We start from the raw sequence: 21,489 nt of genomic DNA on the forward strand, positions 1-21,489 counted from the left end.
AATAAACAAGCCTAGCAGACCGAATGGCATCGCTGGGCAAGAACTTATTCGGAGGGTGGGGTGGAGCAGATCGATTTTGTGCAGCGGGTCGATGCCTATGTGCAGGCCGCTGCGAACGACCCGGCCAGATTTGACCGCCATGTCCTGGGCATGGCCTTGCTGGCAGGACTGTGGGTGTGGGGCGGTCTGCTGCTGGGCCTGGCCTTGCTGGCCTGGTCAGTACTGTCCTATGTTTACCAAGGCTTTTACGGCCTGCAGATCTTTGGTTTTTTCGCGGGTGTGGCGCTGCTGATCAGTGTGCTGCGCCTGACCCGTTCCGACTGGGTCGACCCCGAGGGCATCGCCGTGCCCGCTGCCGAATGCCCGCGCCTGTTTGAGGCGCTGGAACGCATCCGCCAGAAGGTGCGCGGCCCGCATATTTCCCAGTTGGTGATCACCGAGGACTACGGCCTGCGCATAGCGCAGCAGATGCGGCTGGGCGGGCTGCTGCCGGCACGCTACCACCTGCTGCTGGGCCTGCCGCTGGCGATGGCGATTGACCGGCCCCGTCTGGTGGCGATGATTGCGCAGGAATACAGCCATCTGCGCCGCCGCCAGGGATGGCTGCAGGCGGCGGTCTACCGCGCCCGCCGCCGCCTGCAAGGCCTGCATGACCGGCTGGCCGATGCGCGCCAGATGACGCGGCTGGGCTGGGCCAATGAACGCTTCATGCGCTGGTATCTGCCGCGCTGGTGGGCGGCCAGCTTTGTCGTGGCGCGGCAGGACGAGGCGGTGGCCGACCGCATGGCGGCCCGCTGGGTCAGCAAACCGCTGATGGGCGAGGCGCTGTCCGAAGTGGCGGTGCGCGGGCGCTGGTTCCGCGAGCAGTTCTGGACCATGCACTGGCTGCGCGCCCGCGAACTGGCCTCGCCGATGGGGCCGTTCAGCCTGATGGCGGGCGTGATGAACCACCGCATGGATGTCAACTGGGTCTACCAGGGCTGGAAACAGGAATACCATGCGCCCGCCGGCTACCAGGACACGCCCCCCAGCCTGCGCGAGCGGCTGCGGGGCCTCGATGTGCCTCCCGGCCTCACGCCGATGTCCAGCAGCAACTGCCTGGCCTGGCTGGGCAAGCGCTCGGAGCGCTGGATCGAGCTGCTCGACCAGCGCTGGTGTGTACGCCATGGCCATGACTGGCTGGCCTACCGCAAGATCCTGAGCGCCTCGGCCGCACGCGTGGCTGCGCTGATGCCGCGCGAGCCCTACCTCGATGCCGACCAGCTGGTGGAGCTGGGCTGGCAACTGCAGAGCACGGCCTTGCAGCACCACGATGCCCCCTTGCCCATCTACCAGCGCGCGCTGGAGCTGGAGCCTGCAAATGCCCGCGCGCTGGCCGCCTGCGCCAGCCTGCACATGGGCATGGACTGGGAGGCGCAACTGCAGTACCTGGCACAGGCCTTTGCACAGCTGCCGGCCATGGGCGCGGCCTGGTGCCGGCTGGCCATGGGCGTGCTCGATGTGCTCGAAGACGAGGATTTTGACGAGGCCTCGGTGCGCCAGCTGCGCAGCGACTGGCGCGAGCGCGAGGTGCTCGCCCGCACGCAGCTACAGGCCTTGCGCGATGAGCGGCTGGCACACGGCAGTCTGCTGGGCGCGCGCGCCTGCACCACGCTGCCGCATCCGCTGTGGGCCAGCGAGCTGGCTGCGCTGCAGATCCACCTGCACCACTGCCCGCGCTTGCGCCGCGCCTGGCTGCTGGCACGGCCGCTGCGCAGCCTGGCAGGCGCCTATGCGCTGGTGCTGGTACTCGAGCGGCCCGGCGTGCACTACCAGGACAACAAGCGCCTGGAGCTGCAGTGGCGCGGCTACCTGGAGCGCGAGCTGCTGCTGTGCAAGCTGATGCCGCTGTGGATCACCCATGTCGATGCGCTGGGTCCTACAGGCCTGCGGCAGCTGGCGGCCATGCCCTGGGGCCTGGTCCATGACCGTGCGGAGCAGCCCGCTAGCGCGCGCAGCGGTGCTGCCCCCATCGGCACCTAGAACAGCTTCTAAGCCGGGCCTGGTGCCCGGATACTGGCGCAATGGGACAATAGCGGCTATGCATCCCAAAGCCCTTTTAGATGCCTGCGCCGAGCTGGTTGCGCAGGCCCTTACTTTTGAACACCCGGCCGACGCCGTGGTGTCGCGTTATTTCCGTGAACACCGCAACCTGGGGCCGCGCGAGCGTGGCACCCTGGCAGAAACGGTGTACACCGTGCTGCGCAAGAAAACGCTGTTTGAATCGTTGGCACGCTCGGGCAGCGGCGCGCGCGAGCGCCGCCTGGCCATTCTGGGCTTTGCCGGCCCGCGCAGCTTTGTCAAAAGCGCGCTCAGCGACCAGGAAGTGCAATGGCTGGATGACTGCGACGCGATTGCGCCCGACAGCCTCATGCCCCAGCACCGCCACAACCTGCCCGAGTGGCTGGTGGAGCCTTTGCAGGCCCAGGTGGGTGAGCAGTTCGAGCAGCTGGCCGCCAGCATGCTGGAGATGGCACCGCTGGATCTGCGCGCCAATGCCTTGTTGACCAAGCGCAGCGAGCTGCAAAAAGAACTCAAGCAGGCGGGCATCCAGGCCGAGCCCACCCCGTACTCGCCCTGGGGCCTGCGCGTGGCGGACAAACCTGCGCTGTCGCGCCTGGACGCCTTTGTCAAAGGCCGTGTTGAAGTGCAGGACGAGGGCTCGCAGCTGCTGGCCTTGTTGCTGGATGCCAAGCGCGGCGAGATGGTGACCGACTTCTGCGCCGGCGCTGGCGGCAAGACCCTGGCCATTGGCGCCATGATGCGCAGCACCGGGCGTCTCTATGCCTTTGATGTGTCGGCCCACCGCCTGGAGGCGCTCAAACCGCGCCTGGCCCGCTCGGGCCTGTCCAACGTGCATCCGGCTGCGATTGCGCATGAGCGCGATGAGCGGGTCAAGCGCCTGGCCGGCAAGATGGACCGCGTGCTGGTCGATGCCCCCTGCTCGGGTCTGGGCACCCTGCGCCGCAATCCCGATCTGAAATGGCGCCAGAGCCCCAAGGCGATCGAGGAGCTGACGGCCAAGCAGACCGCCATTCTGGCCAGCAGCGCCCGCATGGTGAAATCCGGCGGCCGCCTGGTCTATGCCACCTGCAGCATCCTGCCCGCTGAGAACGAGGCGATCGCCGAGGCCTTTGCTGCCGCCCACCCGGACTTTGTGCCGCTCGATGCTGGCGAGCTGCTGGCAGGCCTGAAGGTCGAGCAAGCCGCCAGCCTGTGCAGCGGCGGCGACAGCGGCAGCCTGTACCTGCGCCTGTGGCCCCATCTGCACCAGACAGACGGCTTCTTTGCCGCCGTCTGGCAACGCAAGTAAGAGCCACTAACACAACCCTTGATACATCGTTGCCAAGTCTTGCCGTACTACCGTACTGTCTGCGGCTTGGCGTCTCGTCTCAACCGCAAACCTGCGGTTTGCTGGGCCGTGTTAGCGGCTCTAAGTCAGTCCTTCCAGCCCAGCCAGTCGGCCACACTGCGCCAACCGGCACGCCAGCCCGCATAGGCCTGCACCTGCACCAGCAATTGGGCGGGCTGCAGGCCTTCTGCCTGCAGCCAGTACCAGCCCGCATGTGCGCCATTGCAGTGCGGGGCGTCTTCCGCCTGCAAGCGCAGTGCGCTGTGCCAGGGCGAGCTGATGGTCAGCTGCCCGGCGCGGCAGTACAGGCTGCTGCCGGCCTCCAGATACAGCCATTGGCCCTGGCCCGCCCGCAAGGCCAGGCTGCTGCTGTGCGTGCAGGGCTGTGCCGGGGCGCTGGTCTGGGCCGGGGTGGTGGCGGTGCCAGGCAGGGCCGTGGCGAGGCGGGCGGTGGTGCTGGTGGTCATTGTTGCGCTTTCCTGGGCGTTTCAGAACAGGGCTCTAGCGTAAAAAAACGCCGCCCAACGCAACAGACACAGTCGCGGCAAGGGTCGGGCAGAACAGCGCAGGCACAAAGCGGCTGTTCTGGTTCAAAATCGCAGTTTCTGTATCTGTTCTGTCAGGGTTGAACCTGAGACCATAGCGCTGCGTAGGGGAATCGGGTCCTGCCACTGCGGTGGCGCACAAGGCGATGGACAGGTTCCCGGAACCAGGAGTCCTGCTGTGCCGCTGTTAGAAGAAAGTCTGTGTGAGATCCCCGAAAGCCATGCTGCGGATGCGGCCGGCCACCCGCCCGCCGACGATGCGTTTCTGTACGAGCGCATCGCAGCGCATTTTGAGCAGGCCATTGCCCAGCAGACCTTGGGCGTAGGCGCGCGCATGCCCTCGGTGCGCGATATCCGGCGCCAGCACCACGTAAGCCACAGCACCGCGCTGCAGGTGCTGCGCGTGCTCGAGTCGCGCGGGCTGATCGAGGCGCGGCCCCGCGTGGGCTATTTCGTCAGCGACACGGCCTTGCAGATGCCTGCCGCGCGCGAACCCCAGCAGCTGGGCCCCTTCCCGATGCAGGACCACCGCTTTGAAGGCATCGGCGAGCGCGCGGCCGAGTACCTGAACAAGGCGCGCCTCAAGGGGCCGCTGAAGGTGGACTTGGGCAGCGCGATGCCGGCGCCCGAGCTGTTTGATGCCAAGCTGCTCAACCAGCTGGCCGTGGCCTTGCTGCGCGAGCAGCCCCAGATCCTCGTGCACGGGCCTTCGGCGCCGTTCACCCATCCGGATTTTCAGGCCTCGATGGCGCGCTATGCGCTGGGGTTCGGCGTGCGCCTGGCGCCGATGGACATTGCGGCCACCTTTGGCAATTCCGAGGCGGTGAACCTGGCGCTGGATGCGCTGACCCAGCCGGGCGACATGGTGGCGATTGAATCGCCTACCTTCTACGGCATCCTGCAGGCGATCGAAGCCAAGAAGCTGCAGGCGCTGGAGATCCCGTCGAGCCCGCATACCGGCATGTCGATCGAGGCGCTGGAGCTGGCGCTGCGCACCCATCCCAACCTCAAGGCCGTCGTGGTGGTGCCCCACTTGCAGATGCCCCAGGGCGCGACGATGCCCGACAGCCACAAGAAACGCCTGGTGGCCTTGTGCCGCGAGTACCGGGTGGCCCTGATCGAGGACGATATCTACCGCGAATTTGTCGAATCCGACGAGGTGCTCAAGCCCTGCAAGGCCTGGGACACCGACGGCTCGGTGATCTATTGCTCCTCGCTGTCCAAAAGCTATGCGCCGGGCCTGCGCCTGGGCTGGATGAATGCCGGGCGCTGGCAGGAGCGCGTGCAGATGATCAAGTTCGCGCGCTCACGCAACCTGCCGGTCTGGCCCCAGCTGCTGGGTGCGCGCACCGTGGGCTCGCCGTCGTACATGCGGCACCTGGTGCGCCTGCGCCAGCAGCTGCGCGTGCAGCGCCAGGCCGCTGCGCAGGCGGTTGCGCGCTATTTCCCGATTGGCACGCGCCTGAGCCTGCCGGCCGGCGGCCTGAGCATCTGGCTGGAGCTGCCTGAGCAAATCTCGTCCAGCCGCCTCTATGACGAGGCGCTGGCCATCGGCATCCGGGTTGCGCCTGGCGACATGTTCAGCAATACCGGTCACTATGACCACTTTCTGCGCCTGAGCTGCGGCATGCCGTTTACCGATGTCGTGGACGAGGCCTACCGCAGCCTGGGGCGCATGATGCATGCGCAGCTGGGCCTGCCGCCCCGGGCCTGATGCGGGACGCAGAAAACACAAAGGACACCGAGGTGTCCTTTGTGGTGTTTGCATGCCGCCCTATGAATGGCGGCGTACAGGCTGATTACTTCAGCTTCACTTCCTTGTAATCCACATGCTTGCGAGCCTTGGGATCGAACTTCGTGATCAACATCTTTTCAGGCATTGTCTTCTTGTTCTTGGTGGTCGTGTAGAAGTGACCGGTGCCGGCAGTCGATTCCAGCTTGATTTTTTCGCGTCCGCCTTTGGATGCCATGGTGATACTCCTTAAGCTTGGCCACGTGCGCGCAGGTCTGCGAGCACAGAATCAATACCGTTCTTGTCGATCAGACGCAGAGCGGCGCTGGAAACACGCAGGCGAACCCAGCGGTTTTCAGTTTCCACCCAGAAACGGCGATATTGCAGGTTCGGCAGGAACCGGCGCTTGGTTTTGTTGTTGGCGTGGGAAACGTTGTTTCCCACCATGGGCTTCTTGCCCGTTACTTCGCAAACGCGTGCCATCAGGACACTCCGAAAGTTTTAACAGCTGCTTGCCCTGTCTGCCTCGTCAAAGGCAGCGCGGCTTGCAGCCTCACCTCGCCAGTCAAAGGGTGGCGGTAGCCCATGTTCACAGCAGGTCTGCCCGTGGTGCAAGACCGTGGGTCAACCTGCCGTAGTTTCCTGTTCACGCGCCGGGGATTGCGAAATAGCAAAAGGCGGCAAGCAGCAAAGCCAAGGATTATAGCCCGAAAGCAAAATTTGGGCTATCCCCATCGCTGGTCGGCTTATTCCTGTTCCAGGAAGCGCTGGGCATCGAGCGCGGCCATGCAGCCGGTACCCGCGCTGGTAATGGCTTGGCGGTAGACATGGTCTTGCACGTCGCCAGCAGCAAAGATGCCGGGCACGCTGGTTTGTGTGGCGAAGCCGCCACGGCCCATCTGGGTCACCAGGTAGCCGTTTTCCATCTCCAGCTGGCCTTGGAAGATGTCCGTATTGGGGTGGTGGCCAATGGCGATGAAGCAGCCTTGCAGCGCGATGTCTTCGGTGTGGCCGTCTTGCGTGCTCTTGATGCGGATGCCGTTGACGCCCGACTGGTCGCCCAGCACTTCATCGAGGGTGAAGTGGGTCTTGAGCTCGATCTTGCCTTCCTGGACCTTCTCCATCAGCTTGTCGACCAGGATGGGCTCGGCCTTGAACTTGTCGCGGCGGTGCACCAGGGTGACCTTGCTGGCGATGTTGGACAGGTACAGCGCCTCTTCCACGGCCGTGTTGCCACCGCCGATCACGCACACCGGCTGCTCCCGGTAGAAGAAGCCGTCACAGGTGGCGCAGGCCGACACGCCACGGCCCATGAAGGCCTCTTCGGTGGGCAGACCCAGGTACTTGGCCGATGCGCCGGTGGCGATGATCAGGCTGTCGCAGGTGTAGGTGCCGCTGCCGCCGGTCAGTGTGAAGGGGCGCTTGCTGAAATCCACCTTGTCGATGTGGTCGAAGATGATCTGGGTCTTGAAGCGCTCTGCGTGCTCCAGGAAGCGCTGCATCAACGCGGGGCCCTGCACGCCCATCACGTCGGCAGGCCAGTTGTCCACTTCGGTCGTGGTCGTCAACTGGCCGCCCTGAGCCATGCCGGTGATCAGGACGGGGTCGAGGTTGGCGCGTGCCGCATAGATGGCGGCCGTATAGCCCGCAGGGCCCGAGCCCAGAATCAGTACTTTGGCATGTTGTTGGACGGCAGACATAGAACTCCTATCGCATTCATGGGGGCAGATGCAGGGCATCTGCGAATCAATCAAGGGCTGGCGTGTGCGCAGCAAAACATGAAAGAGTATCAAACACTGCGGCCCGCTTGGGGATGGCTTGTGTCAATGTCCTTGATTGTTGCAAGTCATCGCAGGGCCGGCCGCCGGCTGGCACCACCGCCCCGCCTTAATGACAACAATCGTTGCGGCGCACTGGCGCAAGGGGTGGGATTGTAGGAAGATAGGTAGATTACAAAATGTTGCGTATTGCCGGATGGCAGGGGTGCGAGCGCCGCACAAGCCCATGCTTCACGCGCATGAGATCGATGTTTTTATTGTGTATTTTTGCCAATCACCAGGCGCTGCAATGGCGCTGGCGGGCGGTGGGCTGCTGCAAGCTGCCCCGCCTTTGCCTGAACCACCGCGTCGCAGCAGGGCATCACCCGGCTCCAGGCGCCTGGTCTGCTATCGAATTTGCAATCCGCTTAGGGTAAGCTCTGGCTCCTAGGTTATGGCTTACTCTTCAAAGAAATCAAAGACACCACCCCATGCTGGCCACTCGCTGGTGATGGGGGTTCGCCGTTTTGGGCATGAGCTGGTGCTCATCATCAGTTTTCTGCTGATGGCATTTTGCGTCGCGGCGATGGTCAGCTACTCACCCAAGGATCCGGCCTGGTCCACCTCGGGCACCCAGGTCGCGGGTGACGTCAGCAACTGGATGGGGCGCCTGGGCGCGATGGTGTCTGACGGCGGCTATTTCATGGTCGGCTTTTCGGTCTGGTGGCTGGTGGTCGCCGCCGTGCTCGCCTGGTTCTCTTCGCTGGCGCGCTGGCTGCGCGCGGGCGAGGCTCCCCCCAACGACCCGCGCCCGCTGTGGCTGCGCCGCATTGTGTTCTGGGGTGGCCTGGTGCTGCTGCTGCTGGCCAGCGCGGCGCTGGAGTGGTCGCGTCTCTACCGTTTTGAGCCCATCCTGCCCGGCGCTGCCGGCGGCGTGCTGGGCTTTTTGCTGGGCCCGCTGGCCGAGCGCTGGATGGGTTTTACCGGCTCGGGCATTGTCGGCGTCATGCTGCTGCTGCTGGGCCTGTCCTGGATTCTGGGCTTCTCCTGGGGCCAGATTGCCGAGAAGGTGGGCGCCGGGATCGAGCGCACGTTGCAAAAGCTGATGCTGCGGCGTGAAGCCGCTGCCGACAAGGCTGTCGGCAAGAAGGCAGCGCAGGCGCGTGAGGCCGAGGTCAGCAGCGCAGCCCCCGCGCCGATGGCCTCGCGCATGGATCCGACCGGCGATGGCCTGGACAGCATGCTGCCCGCAGCGCCGCGCAGCGCGGCCGCCGATGCGGGCCTGCACATCGCCCAGCCGCTCAAGCCCCAGGCGCAGCCCAGCGCCCGTGTGGTCAAGGAGCGGCAGAAGCCGCTGTTCAACGAGCTGCGCGACACCCGTCTGCCGCAGGTGGACCTGCTCGATGCTGCGCCGAAGACGCAGGAGAGCGTCTCCTATGAAACCCTGGAGATGACCAGCCGCCTGATCGAGAAAAAGCTCAAGGACTTTGGCGTCGAGGTGCGCGTGGTCGAGGCCGCGCCCGGCCCGGTGATCACCCGCTACGAGATCGAGCCGGCCACCGGCGTCAAGGGCTCGCAGATCGTCAACCTGGCCAAGGACCTGGCGCGTTCGCTGTCCCTGGTGTCGATCCGCGTGGTCGAGACCATCCCCGGCAAGACCTATATGGCGCTGGAGCTGCCCAATGCCAAGCGCCAGACCATCCGCCTGACCGAAATCCTGGGCTCGCACGAGTACCACGATGCCAAGAGCCTGCTGACCATGGGCCTGGGCAAGGACATCATCGGCAAGCCGGTGGTGGCCGACCTGGCCAAGATGCCGCATGTACTGGTTGCCGGTACCACCGGTTCGGGCAAGTCGGTGGGTATCAATGCCATGATCCTGTCGCTGCTCTACAAGGCCGAGGCCAAGGATGTGCGGCTGATGATGATCGACCCCAAGATGCTGGAAATGTCGGTCTACGAAGGCATTCCGCATCTGCTGTGCCCGGTGGTGACCGACATGAAGCAGGCCGCCAATGGCCTGAACTGGTGCGTGGCCGAGATGGAGCGCCGCTACAAGCTGATGAGCAAGCTGGGCGTGCGCAACCTGGCGGGCTACAACACCAAGATCGACGAGGCCAAGGCCCGCGAGGAAAGCATCCCCAACCCGTTCAGCCTGACGCCCGAATCGCCCGAACCCTTGCAGCGCCTGCCGCACATCGTCGTGGTGATCGACGAGCTGGCCGACCTGATGATGGTCGTCGGCAAGAAGATTGAAGAGCTGATTGCGCGCCTGGCGCAAAAGGCGCGTGCTGCCGGTATCCACCTGATCCTGGCCACCCAGCGCCCCAGCGTCGATGTGATCACCGGCCTGATCAAGGCCAATATCCCGTCGCGGATCGCGTTCTCTGTGGGATCGAAGATCGACAGCCGCACCATTTTGGACCAGATGGGCGCCGAGGCGCTGCTGGGCATGGGCGACATGCTCTACATGGCCAGCGGCACGGGTTTCCCGGTGCGGGTGCATGGTGCCTTTGTATCCGACGAGGAAGTGCACCGCGTGGTCAGCTACCTCAAGGAGCAGGGCGAGCCCGACTATATCGACGGCGTGCTCGAAGGGGGCACGGGCGACGGCGATTCGGGCTTCGGCGATGAGGAAGGCGGCGGCAGTGGCGAGAAGGACCCGATGTACGACCAGGCGGTCGAGATCGTGCTCAAGGACCGCAAGGCCAGCATCTCCTACGTGCAGCGCAAGCTGCGCATCGGCTACAACCGCTCGGCCAACCTGCTCGAAGAGATGGAGCGCGCCGGCCTGGTGAGCGCCTTGACCGGCAGCGGCCAGCGCGAAGTGCTGGTCGCCCACCGCCCTGGCGGTGAAGAATAGCGCCATCGCCGGTAAACATTCGCAAAGCCAACGTCTTTGCGGCCAACGGCGGGCACTTGTAGCCCGCTGCGGCACTCCAAACCCCTTGTTGGCCTGAAAAGGCCCATGCATTGGCTTTGTTCGCAAAGCCCGAAAGGATTCACGATGAAACAATGGATCGCAGCAGCAGCCCTGGTCAGCCTGGCCGGTTGGGCCCAGGCGGATGGCCTGCAAAGCCTGGAAAAGTTCATGACCAGCTCGCAGGCGGGCGAAGCCCAGTTCACGCAGACGGTGACATCGCCTGCCAAGCAGGGCCAGGCAGGGCGCGTCAAGACCTCCAGCGGCAGCTTTGCATTCCAGCGGCCGGGCAAGTTCAAGTTCATCTACCAAAAGCCGTTTGACCAGACCATCGTTGCCGATGGCTCGGTGCTCACCGTCTACGACGCGGACCTGAACCAGGTCACCCAGCGCCAGCAGAGCAAGGCCCTGGGCCAGACGCCTGCCGCGCTGCTGGCGTCGGCTTCGAGCCTGCAGGCGCTCAAGGCCGAATTCGATGTCAGCAGCCTGCCCGAGGCCGATGGCCAGCAATGGGCCCAGGCCATCCCCAAGAACAAGGACGGCCAGATCAAGCAGGTCAAGGTCGGCTTCAAGGGCGATGAGCTGCAGACCCTGGAGATCGAGGACGGCTTTGGCCAGCGCTCGGTGCTGCGCTTTGTCGGCTTCAAGGCTTTGCCTTCGCTGCCCGGCGCGACGTTCGAGTTTGCGATTCCTTCTGGTGCGGAAGTGATTCGCCAGTAAGCGGTGCTTCAAGAGCGGTGACCCACCGCGCGGCCATAAAAAAAGGTGTTCACCATCGCGGTGAACACCTTTTTTGCTGGGCGGCCGCCGCAGTAGGCGGCTGCGGCTGTGGCTTACAGTGCCATGTCCGGCACCTTCTTCAGGTCCTTCATGTTTTCATTGGGCTGCACACCGGCTTCGACGCCTTGCAGGCTGGGCGAGGCAATCGCCAGGTTCAGCGCCTGCTCGGTGGCCTGCCATTCCTGCTGCAGCAGCGCAGGGTTCTCGTTGAGCTTGACGCCGTAGCTTGGCACGATCTTGCGGATCTTCTCTTGCCATTCGGCGCTCTTGACCTTCTCGGGGAAAGCCTTTTCCAGCAAGGTCAGCATGATCGCTGGCGAGGTCGAGCCGCCTGGCGAAGCACCCAGCAGCGCGGTCAGCGAACGGTCCTGGGCGACGACCACTTCGGTGCCGAGCTTGAGGATGCCGCCCTTTTCCGGGTCATTCTTGATGATCTGCACCCGCTGGCCGGCTTCCCACAGGCGCCAGTCGGTATCCTTGGCCTCGGGCATGTAATGGCGCAGCGCGTCCATCTTCTGCTCCTTGTTCAGGCTCAGCTGCTGGGCCAGGTACTTGACCAGCGCAAACTCGTTGACGCCCACTTGCAGCTGCGGGATCACGTTGGCAAAGGTCGTGGCCTTGGCCAGGTCGAAGTAGGAGCCGTTCTTCAGGAACTTGCTCGACCAGGTCGCGAATGGCCCGAACAGCAGCACGCGCTTGCCGTCCAGCACACGGGTGTCCAGGTGGGGCACGGACATCGGAGGCGAGCCGGTGTCGGCCAGGCCATAGACCTTGGCCAGATGGCGTTCGGTGATCGCCGGGTTCTCGGTGACCAGGAACTCGCCGCCCACCGGGAAACCGCCGTAGACCTTGGACTCGGGGATGCCCGACAGCTGCAGCAGCGGCAGTGCCGCGCCACCGGCGCCGATGAAGATGAAGCGTGCATCCACGGTCTGGATCTTGCTGCCATCCTTCATGTCGAAGGCCGACACGCGCCAGGAGCCATCGCTATTGCGCGTGATGGAGCGCACTTCCTGGCCCGTGTGGAGCTTGAAATTGGGCTTGGACGACAGGTTCTTGTAGAACTGGCGCGTGATCTCGCCCAGGTTCACATCGGTGCCCAGCGGCGAGCGCGTGGCCGTCACCACTTCGGCCGGATCACGGCCTTCCATCATCAGCGGAATCCATTCCTTGATCTTTTCCGGATCGGTGGACGACTCCATGCCGGTGAACAGCGGCGAGGCTTCCAGGGCCTTGAGGCGCTTTTGGATGAAGGCGCGGTTTTCTTCGCCGAACACCAGGTTCATGTGGGGCGTGGAGTTGATGAACTCGCGGGGATTGCCCAATACGCCGGTACGCACCTGGTGCGACCAGAATTGGCGCGACACCTGGAAGTTTTCATTAATGTTAATGGCAGAGGAAATCTGCACATTGCCATTTTTATCCATCGGTGTGTAATTGAGCTCGCACAGCGCCGAGTGGCCGGTGCCGGCATTATTCCAGCCGTTCGAACTTTCTTCGGCGACCTGGTCGAGGCGCTCGAACAATTCATAGGTCCAGCCGGGTTCCAGCTCCTGCAGATAAACGCCCAAGGTGGCACTCATGATGCCGCCGCCAATCAGCAGTACATCGACTTGGCGGTCTGCTTTTTCTGCACGGTACTGGCTGCCGAAGAAATACTGGTAGCCCACGACGCCAGCACCAACGGCCGCCGCCGAGGCGACGAACTTGCGGCGGGTGAAGCCCTTCTTGGGCGCTTTGGCAGCGGAGGCCGCTTGGGGATTTTCTGTTGGATTCGTCATTGCTGAAACTCCACAAATTTTTGGATTTTGACAGTATTGTCATTAAGGACCATGAATAACCATGGTTTAAGCAGGCTCAATGTCTCTCCGATTCTTGGGTGCCTGTTCTGACGGTATTGAGCTGCTTGGCTTAGGCGGTTCTAGATAAGGCTGCCAATGAATATCCAGTGCCGATATTAACGGTGGTACTGAATATCCATTGGGCAGAATGTGGTTCATACGCGATCACGGGCGCACCGGTATTTGGCGGCGTGCCAAAAACCAGTCGGCCAGGCCAGCGCAGACCATGGTGGCCGCCACCGGGGTGACCCAGCCCAGGCCCAGCGCGGCGCCGGGCAGGTGGTCCAGCCAGGCGGGCAGGGCGCTGGTCCATTGCAGCGCCTTGGCGCCATCGACCAGACCAAATACCAGCGCCACCAGCATCACGGGGATATAGACCCGTGTGGGTTGCTGCCAGCGCTGCAGCAGGCTGAGCGACACCAGCGCAATCGCAGGGGGGTAGAGGGCGACCAGCACCGGGCCGGCGATCTCGATCAGCTGCGCCAGGCCCTGGTTGGCCACGGCGGCGCTGAAGATGCACAAGGACAGCGCCACACTGCGGTAGGAGAAACCGGTGAGCTGGCTGAAAAAGCTGCTGCAGGCGCTGACCAGGCCCACGCCGGTGGTCAGGCAGGCCAGCAGGATCACTGCGGCAATCAGCCAGATGCCGGCGCTGCCGAAGCGGTGCTGCACAAAGGCGGTGAGGATCTGCACGCCGGTGACGGTGTTCTGCGCCAGCTCGCCACTGGTGGCGCCCAGGTAGCACAGCGAGATGTAGACCAGGCTCAGGCACACCGCGGCAATCAGCCCGGCATAGATGGCGTAGCGGGTGTGCAGGCGTGTATCGGTCACGCCCGCGTCCTTGATCGCGTTGACGATGACGATGCCGAACACCAGCGAGGCAAGGGCGTCCATGGTCTGGTAACCCTGCACAAAGCCCTGGGCAAAGGCAGCCAGTTGCGTGCCATAGTCCGGACTGGCCGTGCTGTAGCCACCTACGGGTGCCAGCACCGCCATGCCGCCCAGCGCCAGCAGCGCAGCAATCAGCAGCGGGGTGATGAGCTTGCCCAAGGTGTCCATCAGCTTGCCGGGGAACAGCGACAGCAGCAGCACCAGCGAGAAATAGACGATGCTGAACACCAGCAGTGCAATCGAGGTATTGCCGACAAAGGGCGCAATGCCCATCTCGAACGAGACGGTGGCGGTGCGTGGCGTGGCAAAGAAGGGGCCGATCGTCAAATAGATCGTCGTGGCCAGCACCAGGCCGGCGATGCGGCCAATCGGGTGGGTCAGCTGGTCCAGACCACCGCCCACGCGGGCCAGTGCAACCACACCCAGCAGCGGCAGGCCCACGCCCGTCAGCAGGAAGCCGGTTGTCGCGCCCAGCAGGTTCTCTCCTGCAGACAGGCCGACCAGCGGCGGGAAAATGATGTTTCCGGCCCCCAGGAACAGGGCAAAGGTCATGAAGCCGAGGGCGATAATGTCCCTGGTTTTCAGTGATTTCATAAAGGCTCTTGGTTCTTGCTGGTTAGCGCCCACTTGGAGTGGAGGCCATCAGCGCATGGAGTCGCGGAAACGGGCATCAGAAAAAAACCCCTGGGTGCATGCGCGGCAAATAGCGTTCCTGCTGGCTCGGCGCAAAGGCTTCGAGCGCGCGGCGTCGATGTCGGGGGCTGTTGTTATAGGCTGGGCCAATGAGAGCCCTGTAATATCTGATGCGACGTGAATCCGTATAAACCCTTATTTTCTGCGAAAAATCGTGACCCAGATCAGCAAAGGCATATGCACCCCAGGGATTAGTAGGGTTGCAGTGCATAAACGTAGTAGGCAAGCGTCCTGCCCCGAGGGCCCATGGCTGCGGTGTGCCGGGACAGCCCACCGTGGTTCCGGAGGCCTGCATGGCTGATTTGTTTAGCCAGGAACCGGCCGCGCCGCTGGCCGAGGCGCTGCGCCCCAAGACGCTGGATGAGGTGGTGGGCCAGTCCCACTTGCTGGGAGAAGGCAAGCCGTTGCGGCTGGCTTTCCAGTCCGGCAAACCCCATTCGATGATCTTCTGGGGCCCGCCCGGTGTCGGCAAGACCACCTTGGCGCGGCTGACGGCCACCGCTTTCAAGTGCGAGTTCATTGCGCTGTCTGCCGTGTTCTCCGGCGTCAAGGACATCCGCGCAGCGATGGAGCAGGCCCAGCAGAACCTGGCGATGGGCAAACACACGATCCTGTTTGTCGATGAAATCCACCGCTTCAACAAATCGCAGCAGGATGCCTTGCTGCCTTATGCCGAAAGCGGCCTGGTCACCTTCATTGGCGCGACAACCGAAAACCCCTCGTTCGAGGTGAACTCGGCCTTGCTGTCGCGCGCCCAGGTCTATGTGCTCAAGTCGCTGACCGATGATGAACTGCGCCTGCTCCTGAAGCGTGCCCAAGAGATCGCGCTGGGCCATCTTGCGTTTGATGACCTGGCCACCGACACCATCATTGGCTATGCAGATGGCGATGCCCGGCGCTTTTTGAACTTGCTCGAGCAGACCAGCACGGCAGCGCAGGCTTCGGGCATGACCAAGATCACCGCAGACTTCCTGCAGAACGCGCTGACCCTGAACAGCCGCCGTTTTGACAAGGGCGGCGACAACTTCTACGACCAGATATCCGCGTTGCACAAGTCGGTGCGCGGCTCGCACCCGGATGCCGCGCTTTACTGGCTCACCCGCATGCTCGACGGCGGCGCCGATGCGCGCTACCTGTCCCGGCGCATTGTGCGCATGGCCTGGGAGGACATTGGCCTGGCCGACCCGCGCGCAATGCAGATCGCCAACGATGCCGCACTGACCTATGAGCGCCTGGGCAGCCCCGAAGGCGAGCTGGCGTTGGGCCAGGCCGTCATCTACCTGGCGATGGCCGCCAAGAGCAATGCCGGCTACAACGCCTACAACCAGGCCAAGGCCTTTGTGAAGCAGGACAAGAGCCGCGAAGTGCCTGTACACCTGCGCAACGCCCCGACCAAGCTGATGAAGGAGCTGGGCTATGGGCATGAATACCGTTACGCGCATGACGAACCCAATGCCTACGCGGCCGGAGAAACCTATCTCCCGGAAGGAATAGACGAGCCCGGCTGGTACCAGCCCGTGCCCCGGGGCCTGGAGCTGAAGATTGGCGAGAAGCTGGCGCAGCTCAAGCGCTGGGACGACGAGGCCGGGCAGGACTGATCCGGGCCGGTGGCCGGGCTGCGGCTGTGCATGCCGGCGGCCTCCGGCAAAGCGTTCGCGGCCCCTGCTGCCCCTCGCTGCGGTAGCCCGTTCCCGAGCGGCGTCCGCCGGGAGGCTCCGGCACGCTGGCATCGCGAGGCCAGCAAGCCCGTCGGATATACCCCTGGCCGCACAATACCGGCCATGATCGTCCGTCCTCCCTTGCATTGGCTGCGCATGCTGTTTGTGTGGCGTGGCTCCATCCTGCCGGCGATCACGCCGCAGCTGATCATCATCACCATCCTCGCGGTGGTGGCCACGATGCTGCACGGCTCCATCCTGAGCTGGAAGGTGCCGCTGAACTTTGTGCCGTTCTCGCTGATCGGCCTGACCCTGGCGATTTTTCTGGGTTTCAGAAACAGCACCTCGTATGCGCGCTTCTGGGAGGCGCGCACGCTCTGGGGCGTGTTCCTGGTCGAGAGCCGGCACCTGGCCGCCCAGGCGCTGAGTCTGACCCAGGACCGCGCACAGACGCGCGTGCTGGTGCTGCGCCTCTGCGCCTTTGCCTATGCGCTCAAGCACCAGCTGCGCGGCAGCGATGCGCGGGCCGATCTGGCGCTGTTCCTGCCGCCGGCTGAGGTGCAGCAGATCAGCGAGGCGCGCTTTCCTGCCGCCATGGCCATGCTGCTGGTGCAGCGCTGGGTGGGCGAGCAATGCCAGCAGGGCCGCATTGCCGCGCCCGTGGTACCCGTGTTCGAACAAGCGCTGGCGCGGCTGGGCAGTGCACTGGGCGGCTGCGAGCGCATCGCCAGCACGCCGATTCCGTTCACCTATTCGGTGATCCTGCACCGCAGCATCTATATCTACTGCTTTCTGCTGCCCTTTGGCCTGCTCGACTCCATCGGCACGATGACGCCGGTGATCGTCTGCTTTGTCGCCTACACCTTCTTCGCGCTGGAGGCGCTGGGCGCCGAGCTGGAGCACCCCTTTGGCATGGAGGCCAATGACCTGGCACTCGATGCGATGGTCTACGGCATTGAGTCCTCGGTGCTGGAGATGCTGGGCGAGGCGCCGCTGGCTAAGGCTCCCCAGGTGCGCGATTTTGTACTGCACTGAACACCAGGCTGGCGCGCAATCCTGATCCCTCTGAGCGCGGCGCCAGCTGAAACCGCGCCTGCTGCAGATGGGCCAGCTTGGCCACAATCGCCAGGCCCAGGCCGGCGCCCTGGCCCAGTGACTGGCCGCTGGGCCCTTGCTGCCAGCGCTGCATGGCGGCCTGGCATTGTTCCTCGCTCATGCCCGGGCCATCGTCGATGACGGCCAGCTCGACGCTGCAGCCATCGCCGGCGGCCTGCAAGGCCACGGTGACCGACTGGCCGCCATAGCGCAGCGCATTGAGGATCAGGTTGTCGAGCATGGCCGCGAGCAGGTTGGCATCGGCGGCGATGCGCAGCTGCTCGGCCTCGGCCGTGTCCAGGCCCTCGGCACCCAGATCGATCCGGGCGCGGCTGGCGGCATCCCAGTGGCGCAGCACCGCCTGCTGCACCTGCTCGGCAGCGGCCACCGGCGCCAGTTGCACGGCGCTGGCCTCATCACTCAACGCCAATAGCAGCAGCTGGTCCACCAGGTGGCTGGCACGCGCCACGCTGTCCGAGATGCGCTGCAGTTGCTGCTGCTGCACGGCAGGGTCGGCATGGCCCAGGCCATAGTCGGCCAGCGCCTTGATGCCCGCCAGCGGCGTGCGCACCTCATGCGCCACATTGCCGGCAAACTCGCGCTGGGCCTCGACGTTGTCGGCAATGCGGGCGAGCAGCGCATTGGTGGTCTGGCGCAGCTGCTCGATCTCGCGCGTGGTGGCTGGTGCACTGGGTGGGATGGGTGCCAGGTCCTGCGCATCGCGCCGCGACAGCGACCGTTGCAGCGCGGCCAGCGGTGCCATGTCCTGGCCAATGCGGTGGTGCAGCCACCAGAGCAGCAGCACCAGCAAGGTCAGCTGCGGGATTGCGGCATAGAGGAACAGGTGCTGGATCAGGCTGTCGCGCACCCGCGTGGTGTGCATCATCACGATGCTGAGCTGCTGCTCGCCCACGGCGCTGCGCAGCGCCACCGCCCGCACCAGCTGGCCGTTGTAGAGGGTTTCGCGGTAGCTCACCGGCTCGCTCTCGTCCCAGGGCAGCAGTGGCAGCGGCTCGCCAGCCAGCTGGCTGCCATCGTTGCGGTAGACGGCGTAGTACACATACTCGGCCTGGTCGAAGAGGGCGGCCTTGAGCTCGCTGTCGGTCAGCTGCAGGGCCACCTCGCCCTCGTCATCGGCGCGCAGGTGCGAGGCAATCGCATAGGCATCGTCGAGCAGCGCGCGGTCGAAGGCGCTTTGGGTGAAGTGGTTGGCCAGCGCCATCATGAATACGGTGCCCAGCAGCCAGGTCCAGACCAGCGGCGAGCGCACATGGCGCAGCACGCGCATGCGCAGCGAGGGCAGCGGGCTGGGGCGGGTGGTGGTAGTAGTGGCGGTGCTCATGCGGCATCGCCGCCGTCGGCCTCGATCAGGTAGCCAATGCCGCGCAGGGTGCGGATGGCTGCGCCGCTGTGCTGCAGCTTTTTGCGCAGCCGCGAGATAAAGGCTTCGAGCGCGTTGTCGCCCAGTGCATCGTCATAGCCCGAGAGCTTGTCCGACAGGCTGCGCTTGCTCACCGCGCGGCCGGGCGGGCTCATCAGCTCCCACAGCACTTCGAACTCGCGCGCGGGCAGATCCAGCGGCTGCATGCCGACACGAAAGCGCCGGTTGTTGCGCTCCAGGCTGAGCTGGCCCACGGTCGATACATCCTGGGTGCCAATCGCGCGGCGCACCAGGGCGCGCAGCCGGGCCTCGACCTCGGCCAGCTCAAAGGGCTTGCCCAGGTAGTCGTCGGCGCCGCTGTCCAGGCCAGCGATGCGGTCCGGGGTCTGGTTGCGGGCGGTGAGCACCAGCACGGGCGTGTTGTCGCCACGGCGCCGCGCCTGCTGCAGCAGCGCCAGGCCGCTGCCCATCGCACTGCCGCGCACGGCGCTGCAGGGCAGGTTCAGGTCGAGCAGGATGGCATCAAAGCGCTGCACCCGCCACCAGTGCTCCGCCGCACCCAGGTCGGCCGCCTGGTCCACATGGTGGCCCGCATCGCGCAGGCTGCTGACCACCACATCGCGCAGCACGGCATCGTCTTCAATCACAAGAATTCGCATGGCCCAAGCCTAGCAAAAGCACAACACAGCAGCCAGAAAAAAGCCTGTTCAGGCCGGGTGGCGAGAACAGGCGCACTGGAGTGCAACGGGGTCAGGACGATGCCGTAGCGGGCACCGCGCTCTCTTGCGCATGGGCAAAGGCACGGGCTTCCTTGCGCGATTTGCGCACGCCCGACCAGATGGCCCAGAGCAGGATCGCGCCGGTCAGCGCCAGCAGGGAGGCGCTGATCGGCCGGTTGAAGAACACCGTGGCATCGCCCCGCGACAGCAGCATCGCACGGCGTAGGTTTTCTTCCAGCATCGGCCCCAGGATATAGCCCAGCAGCAGCGGTGCCGCCTCAAAGCGCAGCACCATCAGCACATAGCCGATGACGCCGAGCACGGCCACCATGTAGATGTCGAACAGGTTGTTGTTGACGCTGTAGACGCCGAGCGCGACAAACACCAAGATAGCCGGGTACATCCAGGCAAAGGGAATGCGCAGCAGCGCGACCCACAGCCCGATGGTGGGCAGGTTCAGAATCACCAGGAAGATATTGCCGATCGCAAAGCTGACGATCAGCCCCCAGAACAGCTCAGGCTGCTCGGTCATCAACATCGGGCCGGGCTGGATACCGTGGATGATCAGTGCGCCCAGCATCACGGCCATCACCGCGTCGCCCGGAATACCGATGGACAGCGAGGGCACAAAGGCGGTTTGCGCCGCCGCATTGTTGGCCGACTCGGGCGCGGTGATGCCTTCGATGGCGCCATGGCCAAAGCGGCTCGGGTCCTTGGCCACACGCTTTTCAATCGCGTAGGACATGAAGGACGCAATCGATGGTCCTACGCCCGGCAGTGCACCGAGGAAGGAGCCCAGCGCCGAGCCACGCAGCATCGGCTTGATGGTGTCGCGGAATTCCTGGCGCTCAGGCACCATGGAGCGCAAGGTGACCTTGTCGGGTTTCTGGTTGGCATCGGCCAGGTTGATGCAGCGGATCACCTCGGCCACGCCAAACAGGCCCATTGCCAGCGCCACCAGGTTGACACCGTCCATCAGCTCGGGGATGTCGAAGGAGTAGCGCGCGACGCCCGAGTTCACATCGGTGCCGATCATGCCCAGCAGCAGGCCGAAGACCACCATGCACAGGCCCTTGGTGGCCGAGCCGGCGCTCATCGACGAAGCCGCCACCAGGCCCAGCAGCATCATCGAGAAGAACTCGGTGGGGCCGAACTGCAGGCCGATCTTGGAGATCGCCGGCGAGAACAGCACCAGCAGGATCAGGCCCGACATGGCGCCGACCAGCGAGGCAATCGTGGTGACAAAGAGCGCCACCCCGGCCTTGCCTTTGCGCGCCATCGGGTACCCGTCCAGACAGGTCACCGCTGAGGACGGTGAGCCCGGCAGGTTCAGCAGAATGGAGGCGGTGGAGCCGCCGTACTGCGCGCCGTAGTAGACGCCGGCCAGCATGATGATGGCCGCCGTGGGCGACATATGGTAGGTAAAGGGCAGCAGCAGCGAGATGGCGGCCAGCGCACCGATGCCGGGCAGCACGCCGACGACGGTGCCCAAAAATACGCCCAGGAAGCAATACCAGAGCGTTGAGGGATCGGCCACCACATTGAGGCCCATCCAGAGGTTTCCAAGCAAATCCATAGAGATCCTTTGTCAGTGCCGGGCTCAGGGCCAGATGGGCAAGGTCATGCGTAGACCAATGGGAAAGATGACCGTGGTCAGCGCAGCGACGGCCAGGCTGACCAGCAGGCGCGTGCGCAGGCTCATCTTGGTGGCGATCAGCGCGACCAGGCTGGCGGCCAGCGCGGCCAGGGCCACGCCCAGCGGGTAGAGCAGCAGTGCAAAGGCCAGCAGGCTGGCCACGGACCAGAACAGGTTGCCCCACTGCAGCACGATGGGGCTGCCCTGGCGCCACCAGGCGGGTATCGCCAGCAGCAGGCCCAGGCCAAACAGCAGCCAGCCCAGTACGACGGGGAAGTAGCCCGGCCCCATGCGGTCTGCACTGCCAAAGTTGTATTCGCGCCCATAGAGCGCAAAGAACAGGCCTGCTGCTGACATCAGCAGGCCGCCGACGATGTCATGGATGTCTCTTGTCATTTTCATTCGGTTCAATCCTGTGTGGTTCCATGCCCGCGCGCATCTTGGCCAGGA

Annotated in this window: 17 protein-coding genes; 7 read left to right on the forward strand and 10 right to left on the reverse strand. The window is 64.5% G+C overall.

Features of this window, described 5'->3' with window-relative positions:
* Positions 1 to 60: 60 nt before the first annotated feature.
* Both AB7A72_RS15950 and AB7A72_RS15955 read left to right on the forward strand, forming a co-directional pair.
* Positions 61 to 2,022: a M48 family metallopeptidase gene (locus AB7A72_RS15950; protein WP_369460533.1), complete on the forward strand. Its 1,962-nt coding sequence runs from the start codon at positions 61 to 63 to the stop codon at positions 2,020 to 2,022.
* A 58-nt stretch (positions 2,023 to 2,080) separates the two neighbouring features.
* Entirely contained in the window at positions 2,081 to 3,352 is a 1,272-nt protein-coding gene (locus AB7A72_RS15955; protein WP_312451825.1) for an RsmB/NOP family class I SAM-dependent RNA methyltransferase, read from the forward strand.
* A 125-nt stretch (positions 3,353 to 3,477) separates the two neighbouring features.
* Here the strand turns inward: AB7A72_RS15955 and AB7A72_RS15960 are convergent, their stop codons facing one another.
* A complete protein-coding gene (locus AB7A72_RS15960; protein ID WP_369460534.1) occupies positions 3,478 to 3,858 on the reverse strand; it encodes a hypothetical protein in 381 nt (126 codons plus the stop codon).
* Between the two features lie 256 nt (positions 3,859 to 4,114).
* Between AB7A72_RS15960 and AB7A72_RS15965 the strand changes: the two genes are divergently transcribed.
* Entirely contained in the window at positions 4,115 to 5,650 is a 1,536-nt protein-coding gene (locus tag AB7A72_RS15965; RefSeq protein ID WP_373449653.1) for an aminotransferase-like domain-containing protein, read from the forward strand.
* Between the two features lie 85 nt (positions 5,651 to 5,735).
* Here AB7A72_RS15965 and rpmG read toward each other — a convergent pair whose 3' ends face one another.
* The 3 genes from rpmG to trxB all read right to left on the reverse strand — a co-directional run bounded on the left by rpmG (position 5,736) and on the right by trxB (position 7,368).
* Positions 5,736 to 5,906 carry a 50S ribosomal protein L33 gene (gene rpmG / locus AB7A72_RS15970; protein WP_021026858.1) on the reverse strand — a complete coding sequence of 57 codons (171 nt, stop codon included), beginning with the start codon at positions 5,904 to 5,906 and terminating at the stop codon, positions 5,736 to 5,738.
* Positions 5,907 to 5,917: 11 nt separating this feature from the next.
* Entirely contained in the window at positions 5,918 to 6,151 is a 234-nt protein-coding gene (rpmB, locus tag AB7A72_RS15975; protein ID WP_021026859.1) for a 50S ribosomal protein L28, read from the reverse strand.
* Between the two features lie 263 nt (positions 6,152 to 6,414).
* Positions 6,415 to 7,368 (reverse strand): thioredoxin-disulfide reductase, encoded by a 954-nt coding sequence (trxB, locus tag AB7A72_RS15980; RefSeq protein WP_239810895.1) that lies wholly within the window; start codon positions 7,366 to 7,368, stop codon positions 6,415 to 6,417.
* Positions 7,369 to 7,879: 511 nt separating this feature from the next.
* On the opposite strand from trxB, the gene AB7A72_RS15985 reads away from it, so the two are divergent.
* Positions 7,880 to 10,288, forward strand: a complete 2,409-nt coding sequence (locus AB7A72_RS15985; protein ID WP_407064988.1) for a DNA translocase FtsK — start codon at positions 7,880 to 7,882, stop codon at positions 10,286 to 10,288.
* A gap of 144 nt (positions 10,289 to 10,432) precedes the next feature.
* Positions 10,433 to 11,065 carry an outer membrane lipoprotein chaperone LolA gene (gene lolA / locus AB7A72_RS15990; RefSeq protein ID WP_239810897.1) on the forward strand — a complete coding sequence of 211 codons (633 nt, stop codon included), beginning with the start codon at positions 10,433 to 10,435 and terminating at the stop codon, positions 11,063 to 11,065.
* Between the two features lie 113 nt (positions 11,066 to 11,178).
* Here the strand turns inward: lolA and mqo are convergent, their stop codons facing one another.
* On the reverse strand, positions 11,179 to 12,906 hold the full coding sequence (gene mqo, locus AB7A72_RS15995; RefSeq protein ID WP_369460535.1) for a malate dehydrogenase (quinone): 1,728 nt from the start codon (positions 12,904 to 12,906) through the stop codon (positions 11,179 to 11,181).
* A gap of 225 nt (positions 12,907 to 13,131) precedes the next feature.
* Complete coding sequence (brnQ, locus tag AB7A72_RS16000; RefSeq protein ID WP_312451816.1) at positions 13,132 to 14,451, reverse strand: branched-chain amino acid transport system II carrier protein; 1,320 nt, start codon at positions 14,449 to 14,451, stop codon at positions 13,132 to 13,134.
* 392 nt (positions 14,452 to 14,843) lie between these two features.
* On the opposite strand from brnQ, the gene AB7A72_RS16005 reads away from it, so the two are divergent.
* Together AB7A72_RS16005 and AB7A72_RS16010 are read left to right on the forward strand one after the other, a co-directional pair.
* Positions 14,844 to 16,148 (forward strand): replication-associated recombination protein A, encoded by a 1,305-nt coding sequence (locus tag AB7A72_RS16005; RefSeq protein ID WP_312451813.1) that lies wholly within the window; start codon positions 14,844 to 14,846, stop codon positions 16,146 to 16,148.
* Positions 16,149 to 16,331: 183 nt separating this feature from the next.
* The gene (locus AB7A72_RS16010; protein WP_133858683.1) at positions 16,332 to 17,243 is read left to right on the forward strand and encodes a bestrophin family protein; all 912 of its coding nucleotides are present in this window, start codon (positions 16,332 to 16,334) and stop codon (positions 17,241 to 17,243) included.
* Here the strand turns inward: AB7A72_RS16010 and AB7A72_RS16015 are convergent.
* From AB7A72_RS16015 to AB7A72_RS16030, 4 genes are all read right to left on the reverse strand, one after another.
* On the reverse strand, positions 17,206 to 18,645 hold the full coding sequence (locus AB7A72_RS16015) for a sensor histidine kinase (protein ID WP_369460536.1): 1,440 nt from the start codon (positions 18,643 to 18,645) through the stop codon (positions 17,206 to 17,208). The genes AB7A72_RS16010 and AB7A72_RS16015 overlap by 38 nt on opposite strands.
* On the reverse strand, positions 18,642 to 19,343 hold the full coding sequence (locus AB7A72_RS16020; RefSeq protein ID WP_369460537.1) for a response regulator transcription factor: 702 nt from the start codon (positions 19,341 to 19,343) through the stop codon (positions 18,642 to 18,644). Before AB7A72_RS16020 ends, AB7A72_RS16015 begins: the two co-directional genes overlap by 4 nt.
* A 91-nt stretch (positions 19,344 to 19,434) precedes the next feature.
* Positions 19,435 to 20,979, reverse strand: coding sequence for a tripartite tricarboxylate transporter permease (locus AB7A72_RS16025; protein WP_133858686.1), 1,545 nt, complete (start codon positions 20,977 to 20,979; stop codon positions 19,435 to 19,437).
* Between the two features lie 24 nt (positions 20,980 to 21,003).
* A complete protein-coding gene (locus AB7A72_RS16030) occupies positions 21,004 to 21,441 on the reverse strand; it encodes a tripartite tricarboxylate transporter TctB family protein (protein ID WP_133858687.1) in 438 nt (145 codons plus the stop codon).
* Positions 21,442 to 21,489 lie beyond the last annotated feature (48 nt).

This window comes from Comamonas sediminis, from assembly GCF_041107495.1.
Lineage (GTDB): Bacteria > Pseudomonadota > Gammaproteobacteria > Burkholderiales > Burkholderiaceae_C > Comamonas > Comamonas sediminis.

Coding starts and splice junctions, on each gene's coding strand:
- AB7A72_RS15955 (WP_312451825.1), top strand. CDS start 2,081: ATGCATCCCAAAGCCCTTTTAGATGCCTGCGCCGAGCTGGTTGCGCAG.
- AB7A72_RS15960 (WP_369460534.1), bottom strand. CDS start 3,858: ATGACCACCAGCACCACCGCCCGCCTCGCCACGGCCCTGCCTGGCACC.
- rpmG (WP_021026858.1), bottom strand. CDS start 5,906: ATGGCATCCAAAGGCGGACGCGAAAAAATCAAGCTGGAATCGACTGCC.
- rpmB (WP_021026859.1), bottom strand. CDS start 6,151: ATGGCACGCGTTTGCGAAGTAACGGGCAAGAAGCCCATGGTGGGAAAC.
- trxB (WP_239810895.1), bottom strand. CDS start 7,368: ATGTCTGCCGTCCAACAACATGCCAAAGTACTGATTCTGGGCTCGGGC.
- AB7A72_RS15985 (WP_407064988.1), top strand. CDS start 7,880: ATGGCTTACTCTTCAAAGAAATCAAAGACACCACCCCATGCTGGCCAC.
- lolA (WP_239810897.1), top strand. CDS start 10,433: ATGAAACAATGGATCGCAGCAGCAGCCCTGGTCAGCCTGGCCGGTTGG.
- mqo (WP_369460535.1), bottom strand. CDS start 12,906: ATGACGAATCCAACAGAAAATCCCCAAGCGGCCTCCGCTGCCAAAGCG.
- brnQ (WP_312451816.1), bottom strand. CDS start 14,451: ATGAAATCACTGAAAACCAGGGACATTATCGCCCTCGGCTTCATGACC.
- AB7A72_RS16005 (WP_312451813.1), top strand. CDS start 14,844: ATGGCTGATTTGTTTAGCCAGGAACCGGCCGCGCCGCTGGCCGAGGCG.
- AB7A72_RS16010 (WP_133858683.1), top strand. CDS start 16,332: ATGATCGTCCGTCCTCCCTTGCATTGGCTGCGCATGCTGTTTGTGTGG.
- AB7A72_RS16015 (WP_369460536.1), bottom strand. CDS start 18,645: ATGAGCACCGCCACTACTACCACCACCCGCCCCAGCCCGCTGCCCTCG.
- AB7A72_RS16020 (WP_369460537.1), bottom strand. CDS start 19,343: ATGCGAATTCTTGTGATTGAAGACGATGCCGTGCTGCGCGATGTGGTG.
- AB7A72_RS16025 (WP_133858686.1), bottom strand. CDS start 20,979: ATGGATTTGCTTGGAAACCTCTGGATGGGCCTCAATGTGGTGGCCGAT.
- AB7A72_RS16030 (WP_133858687.1), bottom strand. CDS start 21,441: ATGAAAATGACAAGAGACATCCATGACATCGTCGGCGGCCTGCTGATG.